Genomic DNA, 20,158 nt, shown 5'->3' with positions numbered 1-20,158 from the left:
GGGGCCGCTGCGCGGCCCTTTCGCGGCACAAGGCCGCTCCTACACGGCCACAGACAGCATCCCCATGTACAAAACCCTCGAAGCCCATATCCGCCAACAGGTCGCCCCCGCCGCCCTGCGCGCCGAGTTCCGCCAGCACGAATTCGAGGCGATGCGCCGCTTCTGCCTGCTGATCTTCTGCATCGGCATCGCCATCTGGCTGATCTTCGACCTGATCGTCAGCTACCTCGGCGGCCAGGGCTTCACCTGGCTGTCTGGACTGTTCATCGCCCTGCTGTGCAGCCTCTGCGTGGTCCTGGGCTTCACCCGCAAGAGCCAGCATTTCGACGTGCTCAACCTGTTGTTCGTGGCGGTGATCACCCTGGCCATGCGCCTGGTGATCGAGGGCATTCCGATCGTTCTGCGCCCGGTGTGGCTGGTACTCGGCGTCTCGACCGTGCTGTACACCGTATCGGTGCTGCCGGTGCGGCGCTGGTCGTTCTTCTGCGCCCTGGGCATCACCTGGCTCATGCTCAACCCCTTCTACCACACCCGCATCGAGGCACTGAAGCTCGAGGGCGCGATGCTGATCAGCTACGCGGTGTTCCTCAGCGGCCTGGTGATCTACAGCTACCTGCGCATTCGCCAAGCCAAGCTGCACAACTTCTACCTGACCAAGGTGCTGCTGGAACAGGCCTACATCGACGCCCTGACCGAAATCCCCAACCGCCGTTCGTTCATGGCCAAGGCCGAAAAGCAGCTGCGCCAGGCGGATTCCGGGCAGTTCCTGGCGATGATCGACATCGACAACTTCAAGCAGGTCAACGACCGCTTCGGCCATGACATCGGTGACGAAGTGCTCAAGCGCGTGGCGGCGCATATCAAGGCGGCGATGATCGGCTACGAGATCGCCCGGCTGGGCGGCGAGGAATTCGCGATCTTCTTCCAGGGGCTGGACGAGGCCGGCGCCGAGCAGCAGGTCGCGGCGCTGTGCCGGCGGGTACGCGAGGACCTCGGCGCGCACCCGGTGACCATCAGCATCGGCCTGGCCCGGATCGACAGCGGCGATACCCTGAGCCTGGCGCTGATCAGGGCGGACCAGGCGTTGTACGAGGCCAAGCACACGGGCAAGGACCGCTTCGTCCTGTGGACTAACCGGCTGGCAAGCGAATCCTGAACTGCGCCCCACCCAGCGCCGACTGCGCCACGGTCAGCGTGCCGCCCTGCCCTTCGATGGCCCGCCGGCTGATCGCCAACCCCAACCCGAACCCGCCGGTATTGCGATCACGGCTGCGGTCCAGACGATAGAACGGTTGGAAGATCCGCTCACGCTCCTCGGTCGGGATGCCAATGCCATCGTCCTCCACGGTCACCAGGCAGGCGCCGTCTTCTTCCCGGCGCAGGCGCAGCAGCAGGCTTTCATCGCAATAGCGCATGGCGTTGCGCACCAGGTTCTGCACGGCGCGGGCGGTCAGCCTTGGGTCGAGGACGAAACGCGGCAGGTCGGTTTCGCAGCGCACCTCCCAGCGGATGCCACGGTTGTCGAGCTCCTCGGCGAAGCTGCCGAGCACGCTGTCCACCAGCTCCAGCAACGACACCTCGACCCGCTCGCGGGCCTGGTCGACGCTGTCCAGGCGGCTGTAGGACAGCAGTTCGAGCACCAACTCGTCCAGCTCGCGCACATGGCCCACCAACCCCAGCAGACGCTTGCGGCTGGCCGGCGGCACCTCGTCGAACAGCAGCACCAGGCCGAAGTCCAGGCGGGTCAACGGTGTGCGCAACTCGTGGGAGACCGCGTTGAGCAGTTCGCGCTGCTGGTTGACCTGGCGCTCCAGGTCGCTGGCCATGGTGTCGAACACCCCGGCCAGCTCACCGATGTTCGAGCGTGGTGAAATATAGGTGCGCTCGGACATCTCGCCGCGCCCCAGGCGCCGGGCGGTGTCCTTCAACCGCTCGAGGTCGCGCCAGTGCGGCCATACCCACAGCAGCAGGCAGCCGAGCATGGCCGCACCGATCAGCACGGTCACGCCCCAGGACAGCACGTTGATGTCCAGCGGGTCGTCCGGCGAGTGCAGGCGCACCAGCCATTGCGAATCGAGCGGCGCCAGCACCGTTTCGTAGTAGCCCCAGTCGGCCATGCGTACCGCGTACAGGCCGTGCTCGAGCCGGGCTTTCTCCTCGCCGCTCAGGTCGGCCTCGTCCATGCGCAGCAGGCGCACTTGCAGCGGTTTGAACACCCCGGCCAGGTCTTGCTCCACCGCTGGCCACTGCTCCCGCGGCGCCTGCTGGAACTGGCGCACGATCAGGGTCTGCACGCCCTTGGCCTGCTCGAGGTTGTAGGCCATGAAGCGCTCATGGAACAACCCGACGATGGTGTCGGGGATCAGCGCGATCGCCCCGGCATAGGCGACGATGATCACCAGGTACAGCCGCACCAGGATCTTGAGCATGGCCTGTCAGTACTCCCACTCGACCCGGCTGAACAGATACCCCTTGCCCCACACGGTCTTGATCTTGCGCGCCTCGCCGGCGCTATCGTCGAAGCGCCGGCGCAGCTTGGAGATGGCCACATCCACCGAACGGTCGGTGCCGTTGAACTCGATGCCGCGCAACTGCTGGAGGATGCGGTCGCGGCTCATCACCTCGCCGGCGTTGCGCGCCAGCACCACCAGCAGATTGTACTCGCCGCTGGACAGCTCCACTTCCTCGCCGCGCCAGCTGACCGTGCGCTCGGCCAGGTCGATGCGCAGGCCGCCGACCTGGATCAGGTCGCTGTCCAGGCGCGGCTCGTTGACGCTGCTGCGGCGCAGCAGGGTGCGCACCCTGGCCAGCAGCACCCGGGGTTCGCACGGCTTGGTGACGTAGTCGTCGGCGCCCATTTCCAGCCCCAGCACCTGGTCGTGGCTGTCGTCACGGGCGGTCAGCATGAGGATCGGCAGGCCCTGGGTTTCCTGGCGCAGCAGGCGGCACACCTGCAGGCCGTCGAGGCCCGGCAGCATCAGGTCGAGGATCACCAGGTCCGGCTTCTGCCGGCGGAACTCGTCCAGCACATGGTCGCCGCGGGCAATCACCCGGACATGGAAATCGTTGCGTTGCAGGTAGCTGGCGATCAGTTCGGACAACGCGCTGTCGTCTTCGACCAGGAGAATGTTCGGCATAAGGGGATTTGACGAAAGATTGAAGTAAGGCAGGATATAGAATCCCTGGCGGGCCACCGCCGATTGTTCACACTTTTTCACATACGCCCAACATAGCTTAACAGCCACCACCCGAACGGCTGCTTTAGCATACGCTGGATCAAACCTGGAAGATCCGTATGTCCATTCCCTGCCCTTCGCGCCTGCGCCCCTTGGCGCTGCTGGCGCTGATGACCCTTTCCCTGGCCGGTTGCAACGACGCCGCCGAACAGGAAGAACAGGCCCCGCCTTCCCAGGTCCGGGTCGAGACCCTGGCCGTGCAGCCACTGGCGATCAGCACTGAACTGAGCGGCCGCATCCTCGCGCCGCGTACCGCCGAGGTGCGCGCCCGGGTAGCCGGCGTGGTGCTCAAGCGGGTGTACCGCGAAGGCAGCGACGTGAAACAGGGCGACGTGTTGTTCCTGATCGACCCGGCGCCATTCAAGGCCGACTTCGACAGCGCCCGCGCCACCCTGGCCAAGGCCGAGGCAACCCTTTACCAGGCCCGCCTGCAGGAGCAGCGCTACCGTGAGCTGGTCGACGACAAGGCGGTCAGCCGCCAGGAGTATGACAACGCCCGGGCCGCCTTCCTCCAGGCCGATGCCGCGGTCGGCGAAGCCAAGGCGGCGCTGGAGCGGGCACGCCTGAACCTGGGCTACGCCACCGTCACCGCGCCGATTTCCGGGCGCATCGGCCGCGCCCTGGTCACCGAAGGCGCGCTGGTCGGGCAGAGCGAGACCACACCGCTGGCCACCATCCAGCAGCTTAACCCGATCCATGCCGACGTCACCCAGTCGACCCGCGAGCTCAATGCCCTGCGCCGCGCCTTGCGCGCCGGCGAACTGCGCCAGGTCGGCCAGGACCAGGTCAAGGCCACGCTGATCCAGGACGACGGCAGCGCCTACCCGCTGGCCGGCAAGCTGCTGTTCTCGGACATCAGTGTCGACCCGAGCACCAACCAGATCACCCTGCGCAGCGAATTCCCCAACCCCGACCTCGACCTGCTGCCAGGCAGCTATGTGCGCGTGCGCCTGGACCAGGCGGTGCAGCCCCAGGGCATCAGCGTGCCGCAGCGCGCCATCCTGCGCGACAGCGCCGGCGTGCCCAAGGTGCTGCTGGTCGACCAGCAGGCGCGCATCAGCGAACGCCAGGTGGTCCTGGGCAGCGCCCAGGGTGATCGCTGGATCGTCAGCGAGGGCCTGGCCCCCGGCGATCGCGTGGTGGTCGAGGGCCTGCAACACGTCAAGGCCGGCGACCAGGTCCAGGTCGACGAGCAACCGGGCGCCTCCGCGGTCGCCCAACACACCGGCCAATGAGGGCCTGATCCATGCCGCAGTTCTTCATCGACCGCCCGGTATTCGCCTGGGTGGTCGCCCTGTTCATCCTTCTGGTCGGCGCCCTGGCCATCCCGCAGCTGCCGGTGGCCCAGTACCCCGACGTGGCGCCGCCGCAGGTGGAAATCTACGCCGTCTATCCGGGCGCCTCGGCGGCGACCATGGACGAGAGTGTGGTCAGCATCATCGAGCAGGAGCTCAACGGTGCCGACAACCTGCTCTACTTCGAGTCGCAGAGCAGCCTGGGCAGCGCCACCATCACCGCCAGCTTCCAACCCGGCACCAACCCGGACATGGCCCAGGTCGACGTGCAGAACCGCCTCAAGGTGATCGAGTCGCGCCTGCCGCGCCCGGTGACCCAGCAAGGCCTGCAGGTGGAAAAGGTGTCCACCGGCTTCCTGCTGCTGGCCACCCTCACCTCCGAGGACGGCAGCCTCGACGAGATCGCCCTGTCGGACATCCTCGCGCGCAACGTAATGAACGAGATCCGCCGCATCAAGGGCGTCGGCAAGGCGCAGCTGTACGGCTCGGAGCGGGCCATGCGCATCTGGATCGACCCGGCCAAGCTGGTCGGTTTCAACCTCACGCCCAACGACGTGGCCGAGGCCATCGCCGCGCAGAACGCCCAGGTCGCCCCCGGCAGCATCGGCGACCTGCCCAGCCGGCCGACCCAGGAGATCACCGCCAACGTGGTGGTCAAGGGCCAGCTGAGCACCCCCGAGGAATTCGCCGCCATCGTCCTGCGCGCCAACACCGACGGCTCGACCGTCACCGTCGGTGATGTCGCCCGGGTCGAGATCGGCGCCCAGGAGTACCAGTACGGCACGCGTCTGAACGGCAAGGCCACCAGCGCCTTCAGCGTCAAGCTGTCGCCCGGCGCCAACGCCATGGAAACCGCGGGGCTGGTCAAGCAGAAGCTCGACGAGCTGGCGCGCTACTTCCCGGCCGGGGTGAAGTACGACATCCCCTACGACACCTCGCCGTTCGTCAAGGTCTCGATCAAGCAGGTGATCAACACCCTGGTCGAGGCCATGGTGCTGGTGTTCGCGGTGATGTTCCTGTTCCTGCAGAACTTCCGTTACACCCTGATCCCGACCCTGGTGGTGCCGGTGGCGCTGATGGGCACCTTCGCGGTGATGAACGCGCTGGGCTTCTCGATCAACGTGCTGACCCTGTTCGGCATGGTGTTGGCCATCGGCATCCTGGTCGACGACGCCATCGTCGTGGTGGAGAACGTCGAGCGGATCATGGCCGAGGAAGGCCTGCCGCCGAAAGAAGCCACACGCAAGGCCATGGGCCAGATCAGCGGCGCCATCGTCGGCATCACCCTGGTGCTGGTGGCGGTGTTCCTGCCGATGGCCTTCATGAAAGGCTCGGTGGGCGTGATCTACCAGCAGTTCTCGGTGTCGATGGCGGTGTCGATCCTGTTCTCGGCGTTCCTCGCCCTGAGCCTGACCCCGGCGCTGTGCGCCACCCTGCTCAAGCCGCTGGAAAAGGGCGAGCACCATGAGCGCAAGGGTTTCTTCGGCTGGTTCAACCGCCGCTTCGAGGGCATGAGCAACGGCTACCAGCGCTGGGTGACCCGCGCCCTGGCCCGCAGCGGCCGCTACCTGCTGGTGTATGCCGCATTGCTGGCGGTGCTCGGCTACGGCTTCAGCCAGTTGCCCACCGCCTTCCTGCCCACCGAGGACCAGGGCTACACCATCACCGACATCCAGCTGCCGCCGGGTGCCAGCCAGGCCCGCACCATCGAGGTGGCGCAGCAGATCGAGGCGCACAACGCTGAAGAGCCGGGCGTGGCCAACACCACGCTGATCCTCGGTTTCAGCTTCTCCGGCAGCGGGCAGAACGCGGCGCTGGCCTTTACCACGCTCAAGGACTGGTCCGAACGCGGGGGCGACGACAGCGCCCAGTCCATCGCCGACCGCGCGACCATGGCCTTCACCCAGCTCAAGGACGCCATCGCCTATGCGGTGCTGCCGCCGCCGGTGGACGGCCTGGGCGAGTCGACCGGCTTCGAGTTCCGCCTGCAGGACCGTGGCGGCATGGGCCACACCGTGCTCATGGAGGCCCGCGACCAACTGCTGGAGGCGGCGCGCAAGAGCAAGGTGCTGGTCAACGTGCGCGAAGCCTCGTTGGCGGAAAGCCCCCAGGTGGAGTTGGAGATCGATCGTCGTCAGGCCAATGCCCTGGGCGTGTCGTTCGCCGACATCGGCGCTGTGCTCGATACCGCGGTAGGTTCCAACTACGTCAACGACTTCCCCAACCAGGGCCGCATGCAGCGGGTGGTGGTGCAGGCTGAAGGCGACCGGCGCAGCCAGGTCGAGGACCTGCTGAAGATCCACGTGCGCAACAATAGCGGCAAGATGGTGCCCCTGGGCGCCTTCGTCAGCGCCCACTGGCAGTCCGGCCCGGTGCAGCTGACCCGCTACAACGGCTACCCGGCGGTGTCGATCTCCGGCGAGCCGGCGGCCGGCTTCAGCTCGGGCGAGGCCATGGCCGAGGTCGAGCGCCTGGTTGCCCAGTTGCCGGCCGGCTCCGGCCTGGAATGGACCGGCCTGTCGCTGCAGGAGCGGCTGTCCGGCAGCCAGGCACCGCTGCTGATGGCACTGTCGCTGCTGGTGGTGTTCCTGTGCCTGGCGGCGTTGTACGAAAGCTGGTCGATCCCCACCGCGGTGCTGCTGGTGGTGCCCCTGGGCGTGCTCGGCGCGGTACTCGCGGTGACCCTGCGGGGGATGCCCAACGACGTGTTCTTCAAGGTCGGCCTGATCACCCTGATCGGTCTGTCGGCGAAGAACGCCATCCTGATCATCGAGTTCGCCAAGGACCTGGTGGACCAGGGGCACGACGCGGTGGACGCCGCGATCCAGGCCGCGCGCCTGCGACTGCGGCCGATCGTGATGACCTCGCTGGCGTTCATCCTCGGCGTGGTACCCCTGGCCATCGCCAGCGGCGCCAGCTCGGCCAGCCAGCAGGCGATCGGCACCGGGGTGATCGGCGGCATGCTCAGCGCCACCTTCGCCGTGGTGTTCGTGCCGGTGTTCTTCGTCGTGGTGATGCGCCTGGCGGGGCGTGGCAAGGCACCGCAGGCAACGCTGGAACACAGCGCATCCCAATGATGACGCCTGGACAGGGAGGCACCTGCCGCCTCCCTGTCCATCATCTTGGCGAAATGCTCAGTTGACCGTGTTCTTCAATGTCTTGCCGGCCTTGAAAACCGGTTGTTTCTTCGCCGGGATCTTCAAGGTCTTGCCCGTTTGCGGATTGCGCCCTACCCGTGCGCGTCGCTTGGCCACGGTAAACGCACCAAAGCCGACCAGCGATACCTCTCCCCCTTCGACCAGTGTCTTGGTCACGGCCCCGATAAAGGCATCCAGACAACGCCCAGCCGCCACTTTCGTGATGTCGGCCGATTGCGCAACGGACTCGATCAGTTCGCTCTTGTTCATCAACACTCTCCGTGATGCTTGCCAATGGCTCGATTCGACCCATGGCCGCGAGCCCAATTAGCCATTGGCAATGCGCCCCGCACAACTGACAGAAATACCAGGCGCACCGTCTGTAGCGCACTGGACAATACAAGGACGAAGTGGGAGGGTTGCAGGCCATGCCGCCGTAGAGCCTGTCTCATGTCCACCGCCCTCCCCCCCTGCTCCATTCTCATCCTCGCCGGAGGCCGTGGCCAGCGCATGGGCGGCCGCGACAAGGGCATGGTGGCCTGGCGCGGTGAGCCGCTGGTGGCCCATGTGCAACGTGCCGTGCGGGCGCTCAGCGATGACCTGGTGATCTCCTGCAACCGCAACCAGGCGGCCTATGCGATTTATGCAGACCAGCTCGTCGGCGATGCCGAAGCGGACTTTCCCGGCCCGCTGGCCGGGGTCATCAGCGGGCTCAAGGTGGCGCGGCATGAGTGGGTGGCGCTGCTGGCCTGCGATGCGCCGCGGATCGACCGGGCCTTGGTCGAAGACCTGCTGGCCCTGGCGGTGGCCCACGACAGCGCGGCCATGGTGCGCCAAGGTGGGTACTGGCAGCCGATGTTCAGTGTGTTGCCGCGGCGGTTGCTGCCGCTGCTGGAGCAGGCCTGGCAGGCGGGTGAGCGGAGTTTGCAGAAGGCCTTGCTGCAGGCGAGTGTCCAGGGGCTGGAGTGTGTCGAGGACGATCCGCGATTGAGTAACTTCAACAGCCCGGATCTGTTGCAGGATTGAACTGTCAGGCGTAGTACACCACGATCTCTGTAGGAGCGGCCTTGTGTCGCGAAAGGGCTGCAAAGCAGCCCCAGGATCTCGTGGCAAGGCGAATATTGCCGGGGCCGCTACGCGGCCCTTTCGCGACACAAGGCCGCTCCTACAGAGATCGTGTAAAACCCAATAAAAAAGCCCCGGGGCAAAGATCCCCCGGGGCCAAGCGGTTGGATTCCCCAACCAAAGGAGTCTTTCAGCCCTTGTCCGGCCAACCACCGCCCAGGGCACGGAACAGATCAACCAACGCCAGCTGACGCTGGGTGCTGGCCTCGATGAAGGCCGCTTCGTTGACATAACCGTTGCGCTGCGCATCCAGGTAGCGCAGGTGGCTGTCCACCCCACCCTCGTAACGCGCCTTGGCCAGCGCCACGGTCGCCCGGCTGGTGTCGGCCAGGGCCCGCCGCGCTGCTTCCTCGCGGCGCAGGGTGTCGGTGGCGGCCAGGGCGTCGGCGACTTCGCGGAAGGCGGTCTGGATCGTGCCTTCGTAAGCCGCCACCGCCGAATCCTTGCGCGCCTCGGCCAGGCTCAGGCCAGCTTTGTTGCGCCCGGCGTCGAACAGCGGCAGCGACAGCTGCGGCATGAAGCTCCAGCTGCGCGAGCCACCGTCGAACAACCCGGACATCTGCGTGCTGGAGGTGCCGAAGCTGCCTGTCAGGCTGATCCGCGGGAAGAACGCCGCCCGCGCCGCGCCGATGTCGGCGTTGCGCGCCCGCAGCCGGTGTTCGGCGGCGAGGATGTCCGGGCGCCGTTCGAGCAGAGCCGACGGCGCGCCCGGGGCGATGTCCTGCAGAACCATCGGCGCCTCGCTGCGCTCGGCGGGGATCGCCTTGGCCGCGTCCGCGCTGCCCAGCAGCAGCACCAGGGCGTTGAAGGCCTGGCGCTGCTCGCGCACGATGCCTTCGAGCTCTGCCCGCGACTGCTCGACCAGCCCCAGCGCCTCCTGGTGATCCAACGCCGTGGCCGTGCCGGCGGCGCGCCATTGGCCGACCAGGGCCAGCGAATCCTCGCGGCTGGCCAGGGTCTGGCGGGTCAGCGCCAAGCGCCGCTCGGCGCCGTCCAGGGTCAGGTAGGCCTGGCTGACCTCGGCGATCAGGGCAATGCGCGCCGCACGTCCGACCGCCTCGGTGGCCAGGTACTGCTCCAGGGCCGCGTCGCTCAGGCTCTTGACCCGACCGAACAGGTCCACTTCGTATTCCGGCAGCGACAGGCCCACCTGGTAGGTGCTGCTGACGCCCTCGCGGCCATTGCTCGACAAGTCGGCTGGCAGGTGCTGACGATTGCCGGAAGCCCCGGCATTCAAGCCCGGGACCCGGTCGGCACGCTGGATGCGGTACTGCGCGCGGGCCTGCTCGATATCCAACAGGGTCTGGCGCAGCGAGCGGTTGTTGTCCAGCGCGGTGCCCACCAGCTGGCGCAGGGACGGGTCGACGATGAACGCCTGCCAGCCCAGTTGCTCCACCGCCTTGCCGTGATGGCCGGCGGCATCACCCCACGCGGTCGCCACCGGCGCCTCGGGACGCTGGTAGGTCGGCGCCAGGGAGCAGCCGACCAAGGTGACAGCCAGCGCGAACGGGATTGCAAGATTGCGCATCAGCATTACTTCGTCACCTCGACAGCGTGTTGCACGGGGGCCGGCTTGCGCTTGAGCAGCTTCAGCACGAATACGAAACAGATCGGCACGAACACCACGCCCAGCAAGGTGGCGCTGAGCATGCCGCCGATCACCCCGGTACCGATGGCGCGCTGGCTGGCCGCGCCGGCGCCGGTGGCGATGGCCAGCGGCACCACGCCGAGGATGAAGGCCATGGAGGTCATCACGATCGGCCGGAAACGCAGGCGCGCGGCCTCGATGGCGGCGTCGCTCAGGCTGTAGCCCTTCTCCCACAGCTCCTTGGCGAACTCGACGATCAGAATCGCGTTTTTCGCCGCGAGGCCAATGATGGTGATCAGGCCGACCTTGAAGTACACGTCGTTGGGCAGGCCGGTGAGCATCACCGCCCACACCGCGCCCAAGGCGCCGATCGGCACGATCAGCATCACCGTCAGCGGGATCGCCCAGCTTTCGTACAACGCCACCAGCAGCAGGAACACCACCAGGATGGCCAGGGCGAACAAGGCCGTGGCCTGGCCACTGGAGACCTTCTCCTGGTACGACAGGCCCGTCCAGGCGTAGCCGATACCAGGCGGCAGCTCGCTGACCAGGCGCTCCATCTCGGCCATTGCCTGGCCGGTGCTGTAGCCAGGCGCGGCGTCACCGGCGATGCGGATCGACGGGTAGCCGTTGTAACGCACCAGCTGCACCGGGCCCTCTTCCCACTTGGTGGTGACGAAGGCGCTGAACGGCACCTGCTCGCCACTGGCGTTGGGCGCATACAGGCGCAGCACGCTTTCCGGGGTCATCCGCTCGCCCTGCTCGGCCTGCACCACCACACGCTGCTGGCGCCCGGCATTGGTGAAATCGTTGATCACCGCCGAACCGAAGGCGGTGGCCAGGGTGCTGTTGATGGTTTCGAAGCTCACGCCGAGGGCGCGGGCCTTATCGCGGTCGATCTGCACGCGCAACTGCGGCGCCTCGGCCAGGCCTTCCATCATCGCGTAGAGGATCACCGGGTTGCCGTTGGCGCGGGCCAGCAGCTGGTCGCGGGCCGCCAGCAGCGCTTCGCGCCCCAGGCCGCCACGGTCCATCAGGCGCAGGGCGAAACCGCCGGAGTTGCCCAGGCCGTCGATCGGCGGCGGCATGACCGCAGTGATGGTGCCGTCGCCATTGGCCGCGAACTGGGCGTTGATGGCGGCGGTTTCCGCCTCCGCCGATTGCTCGGGGCCACGCAGGGACCAGTCCTTGTAGGTAGGGAACGCCAGCGCGGCGTTGTCGCCCTGGCCCGAGAAACTGAAGCCGCTGACGATGAACGAGCTGGCCAGCGCGTCGCGGGACATCAGGTACTGTTCCAGCGCCTCGGCGGTGTGGTCGGTACGCACCCGGCTGGCGCCCGGCGGCAGTTGCACGTCGACGATGCTGTAGCCCAAATCTTCCGCCGGCACGAAGGCTTCCGGCAGACGCAGGTAGGAATAACCGAGCACCACCAGGATGCCGACGTAGGCCAGCATCCAGCGGCCGGCACGGGCTACCAGGGCGCTGTTCATCACCGAGTAACGCTCGGTCACGCGGGCGAAGGCGCGGTTGAAGGCGCCGAAGAAACCGCCTTTCTCGTGGTGACCGTGGGGCACCGGCTTGAGCAGCGTGGCGCACAGCGCCGGAGTGAAGGTCAGGGCGAGGAAGCCGGAGAACAGGATCGACACCGCCAGCGACACCGAGAACTGCTGGTAGATCACCCCCACGGAACCGGACATGAACGCCAGCGGCAGGAACACCGCCGCCAAGACCATGGTGATACCGATGATCGCCCCGGACACCTGCCCCATCGCCTTGATGGTCGCGTCCACCGGCGACAGGCCCTCCTCGGCCATCAAGCGCTCGACGTTCTCCACCACCACGATGGCATCGTCTACCAGGATGCCGATGGCCAGCACCATGCCGAACATGGTCATCATGTTCACCGAGAAGCCGAGCAGCTTCATGATCATCAGCGTGCCCAGCAGACACACCGGCACCACGATCGACGGGATCAGGGTGTAGCGCACGTTCTGCAGGAACAGGAACATCACCAGGAACACCAGCACCATAGCTTCGATCAAGGTGTGGATCACCTTCTCGATGGCCACGTCGACGAAGCGCGAGGTGTCGTAGGGCACCGAATATTCGACGCCCTCGGGGAAGAATTGCGCAAGCTCCGCCAGGCGTTCCTTGACCAGCGTCGCGGTCTGGATCGCGTTGGCGCCAGGCGCCAGCTGCACCGCGCCGGCCACGGCCGGGTGGCCGTTCAGGCGCGCGGACAGGTTGTAGTTCTCGCTGCCGATGGCCAGGCGCGCGACATCGCCCAGGCGCACGCTGGAGCCGTCCGGGTTGGCGCGCAGGACGATGCCGGCGAACGCCTCAGGGGTGTCGAGGGTGCCCTGCACCGCCAGGGTCGCGGTCAGCTCCTGTTCGCTGGCCCCCGGCGTGCTGCCGAAGCTGCCGGCCGGCACCTGGACGTTCTGGCCACGGATGGCGTTGTTGATGTCGTCGATGGACAGGCCATAGCCCACCAGTTTCTGCGGATCGACCCATACCCGCATGGCCGCTTCGGAGGCGAAGAACTGCAGCTTGCCCACGCCCGGCACGCGCAGCAGTTCATTGTTGATGTTGCGCGCGGCGTAGTCTGCCAGGGCCGTGGTGTCGCCACGGTCGCCGGCCTTGCTGGTCAGGGCGTAGATCAGCAGGAAGCCGGAGCTGGCCTGCTCCACTTTCAGGCCCTGGGTCAGCACCGCCTGGGGCATGCGCGCCTCGGCCTTCTTCAGGCGGTTCTGCACGTCGACCTGGGCCATGTCCGGCTCGGTGCCGGGCTCGAAGGTCACCAGCACCTCGGCGACGCCGTTGGAGTTGTTGGTGGACTCGTAGTACAGCAGGCCCTTGGCGCCGTTGAGCGACTCCTCGATGATGCTGGTCACCGACTCCACCAGCACCTTGGCCGAAGCGCCCGGGTAGGTGGCGGTGATGGAAATCTGCGGCGGTGCCACGCTGGGGTACTGGGCCACCGGCAACGCCGGGATCACCAGCAGGCCGGCCAGGGAAATGAACAGCGCCACGACCCAGGCGAAGTTCGGCCGATTGATGAAGAATTTGGACATCTCGCTACCCTCGCCTTATTTCGCCGCGACCGGCTGCGCCTGCGCCGGCACCACGGGCATGCCCGGGGCCAGGCCGGCCGGGCTGCCGACGATGACCTGGTCACCGCCGCGCAGACCTTCGACGACCTGCCAGCGCGAACCCTGCATCACACCGGTGCGCACGCTGCGCGCCTCGGCCAGGCTGCCGGTGCCGACCACCATCACCCGCGCCTCGCCGTCGCTGCCGCGCTGCACCGCCCGTTGCGGCACCAGAATGGCCTGCTGGTCGGTGCCCTGGGGGGTGCGCACGCGCACGTACATGCCCGGCAGGAGAATGCCGTCGGTATTGTCGAAGCGCCCGCGCAGGGTGACCTGGCCGGTGCCGCGGTCGACCGCCACATCGGTGAACATCAGCGCGCCCTGGCGCTGGTAGTCGGTGCCTTCCACCTGGGCGGTCAGCGCCTTGTCGTCGCCGCCACCCAGAGCGCCGTCCTTGAGGGCCTGGCGCAGGCGCAGGGCGTCGGCGGCGGACTGGGTGAAGTCGACGTAGATCGGATCGAGCTGCTGGATACGCGCCATCAGCGTGGCGTCGCCCTGCCCGACCAGCGCACCTTCGGTGGCCAGGGCACGACCGATGCGCCCGGAAATCGGCGCGGTCACCGTGGCGTAGCCCAGGTTCAGGCGCGCGGTCTGCACGTCGGCCTGGGCCGAACGCACGGCGGCCTGGGCGCTGCGCAGCTCGGCGGTGGCGCTGTCGAAGTCCTGCTGGCTTACCGCCTCGATCTTCACCAGCGGCTCATAGCGTTTTACCCGCGCCTGGGCTTCCTGCTGCACGGCCTGGGCCCGGGCCAGGTCGGCCTCGGCGCGGGCCAGTGCGGCCTTGAACGGCGCCGGGTCGATCTGGAACAGCACATCGCCGGCCTTGACGTCGGCACCTTCCTCGAAACGCTTGTGCAGGACGATGCCGGCCACCCGGGCACGCACCTCGGCCACCCGCATCGGCTCGACCCGGCCTGGCAAGGTCGAGGCCAGGGCCAGTGGCTCGGCGGCCACGGTCACGATTTCCACCGGAAACGCCGTTTCAGCGGCGGCCTGCTGTTCGTCGGCCGCCTCGCAGCCGGCCAGGGCCACGGCCACCGCCAGCCAGCTGGCCATCCCAATTGCACGCAAATTGCTCATGAACTCACCCGAGCCGTTAACTAAAATTGGCGCGAATGGTACTCACACATTCGTTTTGAGTCAATTTAGTCTCATTTGAAGTTTTTGTGAAAAGTTGTAATGACCACCTCCGATCGTCGGCTCGTCGCAGCCCGGGCCCATCGCGGGCGTCAAATGAAACACAACGCCTGAGGAGATCCGCCATGACCCTGCACGCCGTGGCCAGCCTCGACCAGCTCGAGGAACACCGCCCCCTGCGCGTCCAGGCCGGCACCGAGGACATCGTCCTGGTGCGCCAGGGCGAGTTGGTGAAGGCCTACCAGGCCAACTGCCCACATGAGGGCGCGCCCCTGGAAGAAGGCGCGGTCTGTGGCGGGCTGCTGGTCTGCCCCTGGCACAAGGCCGCCTTCGCCGTGGACGAGGGCGCGGTGTGCGAGCCGCCGGCCCTGACCGGCCTGCGCCGTCATGCCGTGCAGCTTAGGGATGGCCAGGTCTGGGTCGACGACCAGCCGTTACCCGAGACAGCGCCGCCGCGCCACAGCGACGCCCGCACCTTCGTCGTGGTGGGCGCCGGCGCCGCCGGCTCGGCCGCCATCGCCACCCTGCTCGAGCATGGCTTTGCCGGGCGCCTGCTGTGGATCGACCAGGAACAGCCGAACGCCTACGATCGAACCGCCCTGAGCAAGTTCGTCATCGCCGGGCAGATGCCGGTGGACGAAGTGCCGACCCTGCTGGCCCCGGACGCCCTGCGCCGCGGCCAGTTGCAGCGCCTGCACGGTAAGGTGCGCGCCGTGGATGCCGGCAAGCGCGTGATCACACTGGCCGACGGCCAGAGGCTGAAGTACGACGCCGCCCTCCTGGCCACCGGCGGCAAACCCAGGCGCCCCGAGCTCCCCGGCGTGCAGTTGCCCGGTATCTGCGTGCTGCGCTCGCGCACGGATGCCGCGCAGTTGCTCGACCTGGCCGAGCCGGGCCAGCCGGTGGTGATCGTCGGCGATGGTTTCATCGGCCTGGAGGCCGCCAGCGCCCTGCGCAAGTACGGCCTGCAGGTGCATGTGGTCACGCGTCACGCCATCCCGCTGGCCCGGCAGCTGGGCGAGCGCATCGGCCAGACCCTGCGCGAGCTGCACGAGCGCAAGGGCGTGGTGTTCCACGGACCGACCGAGGTGAGCGGCTTCGAAGGCCGGGAGCGGGTCGAGGTTGTGTTGCTGGCCAATGGCGAGCGCCTGCATACCCCGCTTGTGCTACTCGGCACCGGCGTCAGCCCGGCCACCGGTTACCTGCACGACCTGCCCCTGGCCGAGGACCGTTCGCTGACGGTGGATGCCCATCTGCAGGCCGCCGACGGCCTGTGGGCGGCCGGCGATATCGCCACTTTCCCCCTGGCCGGCCGCCCGGTGCGCATCGAGCACTGGCGCCTGGCCCAGCAGCATGGGGTGATCGCCGCCGCCAACATGCTCGGCGAGCGCCGCCGCTACGACGACGTGCCGTTCTTCTGGACCTACCAGCACGGGCGCACCTACGAAGTGCTCGGGCATGCCAGCGGCTGGAACCGCATCGAGTACGTCGGCACCCCGGAACAAGGCGACTTCATCGCCCTGCAGTGCCTGGACGATCAGGTCGAGGCGGTGATCGCCAAGGGCCACGCACGGGCCATGGCGGTGCTGTCGCAGCGGCTGAAACGGCCGCTGTCGAGCCGCGAGGCGCGTGACCTGATCGATGCCTGGCCGGATTGAGACCTGGCGTTGCCCGGGCAGTGGCAACCGCGCGCACCTCACCGTACAGTACGCGGCAGACTCGCCCCAGCGCATGGAGATTGACCCAGTGCACTTCGACTGGCACGAACACCAGGCCCACCTCTTTGCCAGTACCCAGGCATTCAACAACCTGGCACGGACAATGCGCCGATGCCGACCTGGCACCCACGCGCAATTCGCGCTTCGCGCTGCCACAGGAACCTGCACGATGTTGCGAGTTTCCTGTGATCGGCGAGAGGCGTTCCTGGCACTGCATGAAGACATGCTTCAAATCACCTTCACCGAAGCGCTCAGGCAGCGGCTGGCCAACGGTTTTTCCATGCCTGCCGAAACTCGCCCTGGCTCACGATTCTTCATCAGCAGAATTCAGAGCGAAGGACTTGCGCAGTTGCGTGAAGACTCGATCGAGTTGGTATTGCATGTAGAGACGCCACAAGCACACCCCTTGGCAGGCTACTTCAGCCATGACGACGGGACACTGCCGGAAATCGAGCTCCACTTTGCCCGGAGCGCGGACATGCCGAGCGCATTCGCACGCCTATTCATCCACGGTGCGAGGGTGGACTGCGGCAGCTTGTGGGACAAGGCAAGCGGGCGTGAAACGCCCTTTACCGGCCCACAGGATGCCTCGCGTGTCAGCGACGGTGTTGTCGATCCGTTTCATGTACTGGCCAAGGGCATCGACATCGATGGCCAGCCCCTCCCTGACCTGGGCGTGATGGTCTGCGAGCACGGCCTGACACTGGACTATCGCATGGGGCCTGACTGGGATGCGCCTCGAATCGACGCCCTGCTGTCGCTGCTGCGCCAACTTCGGCAACAAGGCGGCCAGGTTCGCATCCCTTGGTGGCAGGCAGACGGCGAACAGGACTTTCTGCAGGCCCTGGGCCGCGGCGGGGCCGACGGATGAACTCGCGCTCCCTGGATATCCAGCGGCTGCTCAGGAAACGACAACTCAATGTGCAGGAACAGAACCTGCTCACTGCCCATCGCATCAGAGAGTCGGCACGCCCCTGGCTCAACCGTGAGGTGCCGCCTGCCCTGCTGCGCGTCGCCGAAAGCCACGGGATCGACTGGACACGCTCCCTGCTGCTGGACCTTGAGTTCGACTTCCCCGGCATGGCCAGCCTGACGGGCAGTCTGTTGACCGATACCGAACGCTTCATAGACTTCGAGCTCGAGACCGACAGCAGCTACTGCCAGCTGCTGTCTGTCGAATGCTGGGAAGACGTGACGGCCCAGCATGACCACGGGTTGCGCAACCGGGGTACCGGCAAGGGTTATGCAACCATTGCCCTGGAGATAAGACGCGAACTGCTCGGCCTGCCGACACGCTGAGCACACACCCTGCCTTTGCCACCGCGAGCTTTCATTACCGGGGTGAACTGTGTAAAACAAGTTCACCCACACTGTAAGGAAAGGATGACTCGCAATGATCTACCGCCCCCTCGGCCGCTCCGGCCTGCACGTCTCGGCCCTCACGCTGGGCAGCATGATGTTCGGTGAGCAGACCGGCACCGAAGACTCGCTGCGCATCATCGACAAGGCCTGGGACCAGGGCATCAACTTAGTCGACACCGCCGACGTCTACAACGGCGGCCGTTCCGAGGAGATCGTCGGCGAGGCGGTGGCGCGCAACCGCCACGACTGGATCATCGCCTCCAAGGCCGGCTACGGCCCGGTCGATGGCGTGCCGAACCGCAGCGGCCTGTCGCGCAAGCACCTGTTCAATGCCATCGAGGCCAGCCTCACGCGCCTGGGCACCGACTACCTGGACATCTACTACCTGCACCGCGAGGACCACACTGTCCCCCTGGAAGAGACCGTGCGCGCCATCGGCGACCTGCTGGCCCAGGGCAAGATCCGCTACTGGGGCGTGTCCAACTTCCGTGGCTGGCGCATCGCCGAGATCTGCAACCTGGCGGAGAAACTCGGCGTGGCCAAGCCTGTGGTCAGCCAGCCGCTGTACAACATTGTCAACCGCCAGGCCGAACCCGAGCAACTGACCGCCGCCGCCTACCATGGCCTGGGCGTGGTGCCGTTCAGCCCGCTGGCCCGCGGCGTGCTCAGCGGCAAGTACGCGCCCGGCTCGACCCCGGACGAAGGCAGCCGCGCCGGCCGCCAGGACAAGCGCATCATGGAGGTGGAATGGCGCCAGGAGTCGCTGGCCATCGCCCAGAAGATCCATGCCTACACCGAGGCCAAGGGCGTGGGCATCGTCGAGTTCGCCATCGCCTGGGTGCTGAACAACCGCCTGGTCAGCTCGGCCATCGTCGGGCCGCGCACCGAGGCGCAGTGGGACACCTATGCCGGCGCGCTGGAGGTGAAGATCACGGCGGAAGATGAAGCGTTCATCGATTCGCTGGTGACACCGGGCCATGCCTCGACGCCCGGGTTCAACGATGTAGCGCACTTCGTCAGCGGGCGCCTGCCACGCTGACGCCTGAGTCTGAGCCTGGGACGTAGAGCGTGGGATCAACTGTCTTGCTGAGATTTCTCAACTGGCGTGATCTCTGTAGGAGCGGCCTTGCCGAGGCGTCGGACCGGTCGGAAAGGGCCGCAAAGCGGCCCCGGCGGTCTTTGCAAACACGCTGAAACCCGGGGCTGCTGCGCAGCCCTTTCCGACCGGTCCGACGCCTCGGCAAGGCCGCTCCTACAGGTTGGCGTAGTACCTGTGGGAGCAGCGGTGCGCCGCTCCCACGCCATCCCCAGCAGATCGACAGTTCATGTGTCCGCAAGCCCCCCATGGCGGTCCGCCCCGATTGCTGGCATTGTTCGACTTTCCCCGCGCAAAGGACGCGCTCCCATGGCCCTGCACCTCTGGTTGACCTTCTCCTTCGCCTACCTGCTCACTTCGCTGATCCCCGGCCCCAACGTCCTGCTGACGGTGCGCAACGCCCTGCGCTACGGCCCCTCCGGCATGGGCATGACCCTGTTCGGAAACCTCACCGCGCAACTGCTGACCATCACTGCCGTGGCCATGGGCGTGGGCGCCCTGCTGATCTCGCTGCCCACGGCGTTCCTGATGCTGAAGCTGGCCGGCGCCGGCTACCTGATCTACCTCGGCCTGCGCCAGTTGCTGGGTAAAAGCGGCTCCGCCGCCCCGGCGGCCCAGGTGGTCGCGACGCCACCCCAGACGCAATGGCGGATCGCCGTGGAGGCCTTCCTGGTCTCGGTGAGCAATCCCAAGACCCTGGTGTTCTTCTGCGCCTTCCTGCCGCAGTTCCTCGAGCCCGGGCGGCCGATCTTCGGCCAGTTCGCGGCGATGTACCTGAGCGGCGCGCTGATCGTCTGCCTGGTGCATTCCTTCTACTGTTTCACCGCCTGGCGCTTCGGCCTGCGCCTGAAGGCTTCGCCCCTGGCCGCCTGGTTCAAGCGCGCCACCGGTGCGCTGTTCATCGGTCTGGGCGTGCGCCTGCTCAACACCCGGGCGGTGTGACGCTCGACTGCTCCCTCGCAAGGCCTGGGTGGTAATTCAGGACTGCCCCAGGTTGAGCACCAGCGCGATGAACGCCTGCTCGTCGAGCCACTCGTCCTCATGTAGGTCGATGGCCCGGCGGGTGTCACCCTTGAGACTGGCATTGAGCAGCCCGGCCTGGTGGATCAGCGCCCTGAGCCGGGCCAGGCGCGGACCACGCCAGTCGGCAAGGCTGGCGATGCGGGCATCGATCTGCTCGCGGGCTTCGGGCATGGGGACATCCTCAGGCAGGTTCTCCCAAGAACTGTAAGCGAATGCTGCCAAATAGCCCTTAAAGGGAAAATCAGAGAAACGTCCTACGCGGATTTGGGAAGCACTGTCGACCACCCAC

Annotated in this window: 16 protein-coding genes; 9 read left to right on the top strand and 7 right to left on the bottom strand. The window is 66.9% G+C overall.

Going from position 1 to position 20,158, the window contains the following annotated elements; translation table 11 throughout:
• Window positions 1-64: 64 nt before the first annotated feature.
• Window positions 65-1,156: a GGDEF domain-containing protein gene (locus V0R62_RS25845; protein ID WP_330105715.1), complete on the top strand. Its 1,092-nt coding sequence runs from the start codon at window positions 65-67 to the stop codon at window positions 1,154-1,156.
• Here V0R62_RS25845 and V0R62_RS25840 read toward each other — a convergent pair.
• Window positions 1,131-2,429 (bottom strand): ATP-binding protein, encoded by a 1,299-nt coding sequence (locus V0R62_RS25840; RefSeq protein ID WP_330105714.1) that lies wholly within the window; start codon window positions 2,427-2,429, stop codon window positions 1,131-1,133. The two genes, V0R62_RS25845 and V0R62_RS25840, sit on opposite strands and share 26 nt — an antisense overlap.
• Window positions 2,430-2,435: 6 nt before the next feature.
• A complete protein-coding gene (locus V0R62_RS25835; RefSeq protein WP_050705882.1) occupies window positions 2,436-3,137 on the bottom strand; it encodes a response regulator transcription factor in 702 nt (233 codons plus the stop codon).
• Between the two features lie 158 nt (window positions 3,138-3,295).
• Between V0R62_RS25835 and V0R62_RS25830 the strand changes: the two genes are divergently transcribed.
• Complete coding sequence (locus tag V0R62_RS25830; RefSeq protein WP_186734926.1) at window positions 3,296-4,471, top strand: efflux RND transporter periplasmic adaptor subunit; 1,176 nt, start codon at window positions 3,296-3,298, stop codon at window positions 4,469-4,471.
• Between the two features lie 11 nt (window positions 4,472-4,482).
• Window positions 4,483-7,608: an efflux RND transporter permease subunit gene (locus tag V0R62_RS25825; RefSeq protein ID WP_330105713.1), complete on the top strand. Its 3,126-nt coding sequence runs from the start codon at window positions 4,483-4,485 to the stop codon at window positions 7,606-7,608.
• 57 nt (window positions 7,609-7,665) lie between these two features.
• Here the strand turns inward: V0R62_RS25825 and V0R62_RS25820 are convergent, their stop codons facing one another.
• Window positions 7,666-7,938 carry an HU family DNA-binding protein gene (locus V0R62_RS25820; RefSeq protein WP_330105712.1) on the bottom strand — a complete coding sequence of 91 codons (273 nt, stop codon included), beginning with the start codon at window positions 7,936-7,938 and terminating at the stop codon, window positions 7,666-7,668.
• 180 nt (window positions 7,939-8,118) lie between these two features.
• Between V0R62_RS25820 and mobA the strand changes: the two genes are divergently transcribed.
• Window positions 8,119-8,694, top strand: coding sequence for a molybdenum cofactor guanylyltransferase MobA (mobA, locus tag V0R62_RS25815; protein ID WP_330105711.1), 576 nt, complete (start codon window positions 8,119-8,121; stop codon window positions 8,692-8,694).
• A 229-nt stretch (window positions 8,695-8,923) separates the two neighbouring features.
• Here mobA and V0R62_RS25810 read toward each other — a convergent pair whose 3' ends face one another.
• From V0R62_RS25810 to V0R62_RS25800, 3 genes are read right to left on the bottom strand one after another with little or no spacing between them, the layout of a single operon-like run.
• Window positions 8,924-10,327, bottom strand: a complete 1,404-nt coding sequence (locus V0R62_RS25810; RefSeq protein WP_330105710.1) for an efflux transporter outer membrane subunit — start codon at window positions 10,325-10,327, stop codon at window positions 8,924-8,926.
• Complete coding sequence (locus V0R62_RS25805; protein WP_330105709.1) at window positions 10,327-13,455, bottom strand: efflux RND transporter permease subunit; 3,129 nt, start codon at window positions 13,453-13,455, stop codon at window positions 10,327-10,329. The genes V0R62_RS25810 and V0R62_RS25805 overlap by 1 nt, the downstream gene beginning before the upstream one ends.
• A 15-nt stretch (window positions 13,456-13,470) precedes the next feature.
• Window positions 13,471-14,613: a MexC family multidrug efflux RND transporter periplasmic adaptor subunit gene (locus V0R62_RS25800; RefSeq protein WP_330105708.1), complete on the bottom strand. Its 1,143-nt coding sequence runs from the start codon at window positions 14,611-14,613 to the stop codon at window positions 13,471-13,473.
• Between the two features lie 182 nt (window positions 14,614-14,795).
• On the opposite strand from V0R62_RS25800, the gene V0R62_RS25795 reads away from it, so the two are divergent.
• The 5 genes from V0R62_RS25795 (at window position 14,796) to V0R62_RS25775 (ending at window position 19,788) form a co-directional block, all read left to right on the top strand.
• Entirely contained in the window at window positions 14,796-16,328 is a 1,533-nt protein-coding gene (locus V0R62_RS25795; RefSeq protein WP_330105707.1) for an FAD-dependent oxidoreductase, read from the top strand.
• Window positions 16,329-16,557: 229 nt separating this feature from the next.
• Window positions 16,558-17,259 carry a hypothetical protein gene (locus tag V0R62_RS25790; RefSeq protein WP_330105706.1) on the top strand — a complete coding sequence of 234 codons (702 nt, stop codon included), beginning with the start codon at window positions 16,558-16,560 and terminating at the stop codon, window positions 17,257-17,259.
• Window positions 17,256-17,687, top strand: coding sequence for a hypothetical protein (locus V0R62_RS25785; RefSeq protein WP_330105705.1), 432 nt, complete (start codon window positions 17,256-17,258; stop codon window positions 17,685-17,687). The genes V0R62_RS25790 and V0R62_RS25785 overlap by 4 nt, the downstream gene beginning before the upstream one ends.
• A 94-nt stretch (window positions 17,688-17,781) precedes the next feature.
• On the top strand, window positions 17,782-18,789 hold the full coding sequence (locus V0R62_RS25780; protein ID WP_330105704.1) for an aldo/keto reductase: 1,008 nt from the start codon (window positions 17,782-17,784) through the stop codon (window positions 18,787-18,789).
• 366 nt (window positions 18,790-19,155) lie between these two features.
• Window positions 19,156-19,788 carry a LysE family translocator gene (locus V0R62_RS25775; RefSeq protein ID WP_330105703.1) on the top strand — a complete coding sequence of 211 codons (633 nt, stop codon included), beginning with the start codon at window positions 19,156-19,158 and terminating at the stop codon, window positions 19,786-19,788.
• A gap of 36 nt (window positions 19,789-19,824) precedes the next feature.
• Here the strand turns inward: V0R62_RS25775 and V0R62_RS25770 are convergent, their stop codons facing one another.
• Window positions 19,825-20,040, bottom strand: coding sequence for a hypothetical protein (locus V0R62_RS25770; RefSeq protein ID WP_330105702.1), 216 nt, complete (start codon window positions 20,038-20,040; stop codon window positions 19,825-19,827).
• Between the last annotated feature and the right edge of the window lie 118 nt (window positions 20,041-20,158).

Source organism: Pseudomonas carassii (assembly GCF_036324045.1).
GTDB classification, from domain to species: Bacteria; Pseudomonadota; Gammaproteobacteria; order Pseudomonadales; family Pseudomonadaceae; genus Aquipseudomonas; species Aquipseudomonas peradeniyensis.
Note: the sequence above shows the minus strand (reverse complement) of the source record. Positions and strands in the feature narration are given on the sequence as shown.

Excerpts from the sequence above, each read along its gene's own strand:
- V0R62_RS25845 (WP_330105715.1), top strand. The coding sequence starts at position 65 with ATGTACAAAACCCTCGAAGCCCATATCCGCCAACAGGTCGCCCCCGCC.
- V0R62_RS25840 (WP_330105714.1), bottom strand. The coding sequence starts at position 2,429 with ATGCTCAAGATCCTGGTGCGGCTGTACCTGGTGATCATCGTCGCCTAT.
- V0R62_RS25835 (WP_050705882.1), bottom strand. The coding sequence starts at position 3,137 with ATGCCGAACATTCTCCTGGTCGAAGACGACAGCGCGTTGTCCGAACTG.
- V0R62_RS25830 (WP_186734926.1), top strand. The coding sequence starts at position 3,296 with ATGTCCATTCCCTGCCCTTCGCGCCTGCGCCCCTTGGCGCTGCTGGCG.
- V0R62_RS25825 (WP_330105713.1), top strand. The coding sequence starts at position 4,483 with ATGCCGCAGTTCTTCATCGACCGCCCGGTATTCGCCTGGGTGGTCGCC.
- V0R62_RS25820 (WP_330105712.1), bottom strand. The coding sequence starts at position 7,938 with ATGAACAAGAGCGAACTGATCGAGTCCGTTGCGCAATCGGCCGACATC.
- mobA (WP_330105711.1), top strand. The coding sequence starts at position 8,119 with ATGTCCACCGCCCTCCCCCCCTGCTCCATTCTCATCCTCGCCGGAGGC.
- V0R62_RS25810 (WP_330105710.1), bottom strand. The coding sequence starts at position 10,327 with ATGCTGATGCGCAATCTTGCAATCCCGTTCGCGCTGGCTGTCACCTTG.
- V0R62_RS25805 (WP_330105709.1), bottom strand. The coding sequence starts at position 13,455 with ATGTCCAAATTCTTCATCAATCGGCCGAACTTCGCCTGGGTCGTGGCG.
- V0R62_RS25800 (WP_330105708.1), bottom strand. The coding sequence starts at position 14,613 with ATGAGCAATTTGCGTGCAATTGGGATGGCCAGCTGGCTGGCGGTGGCC.
- V0R62_RS25795 (WP_330105707.1), top strand. The coding sequence starts at position 14,796 with ATGACCCTGCACGCCGTGGCCAGCCTCGACCAGCTCGAGGAACACCGC.
- V0R62_RS25790 (WP_330105706.1), top strand. The coding sequence starts at position 16,558 with ATGTTGCGAGTTTCCTGTGATCGGCGAGAGGCGTTCCTGGCACTGCAT.
- V0R62_RS25785 (WP_330105705.1), top strand. The coding sequence starts at position 17,256 with ATGAACTCGCGCTCCCTGGATATCCAGCGGCTGCTCAGGAAACGACAA.
- V0R62_RS25780 (WP_330105704.1), top strand. The coding sequence starts at position 17,782 with ATGATCTACCGCCCCCTCGGCCGCTCCGGCCTGCACGTCTCGGCCCTC.
- V0R62_RS25775 (WP_330105703.1), top strand. The coding sequence starts at position 19,156 with ATGGCCCTGCACCTCTGGTTGACCTTCTCCTTCGCCTACCTGCTCACT.
- V0R62_RS25770 (WP_330105702.1), bottom strand. The coding sequence starts at position 20,040 with ATGCCCGAAGCCCGCGAGCAGATCGATGCCCGCATCGCCAGCCTTGCC.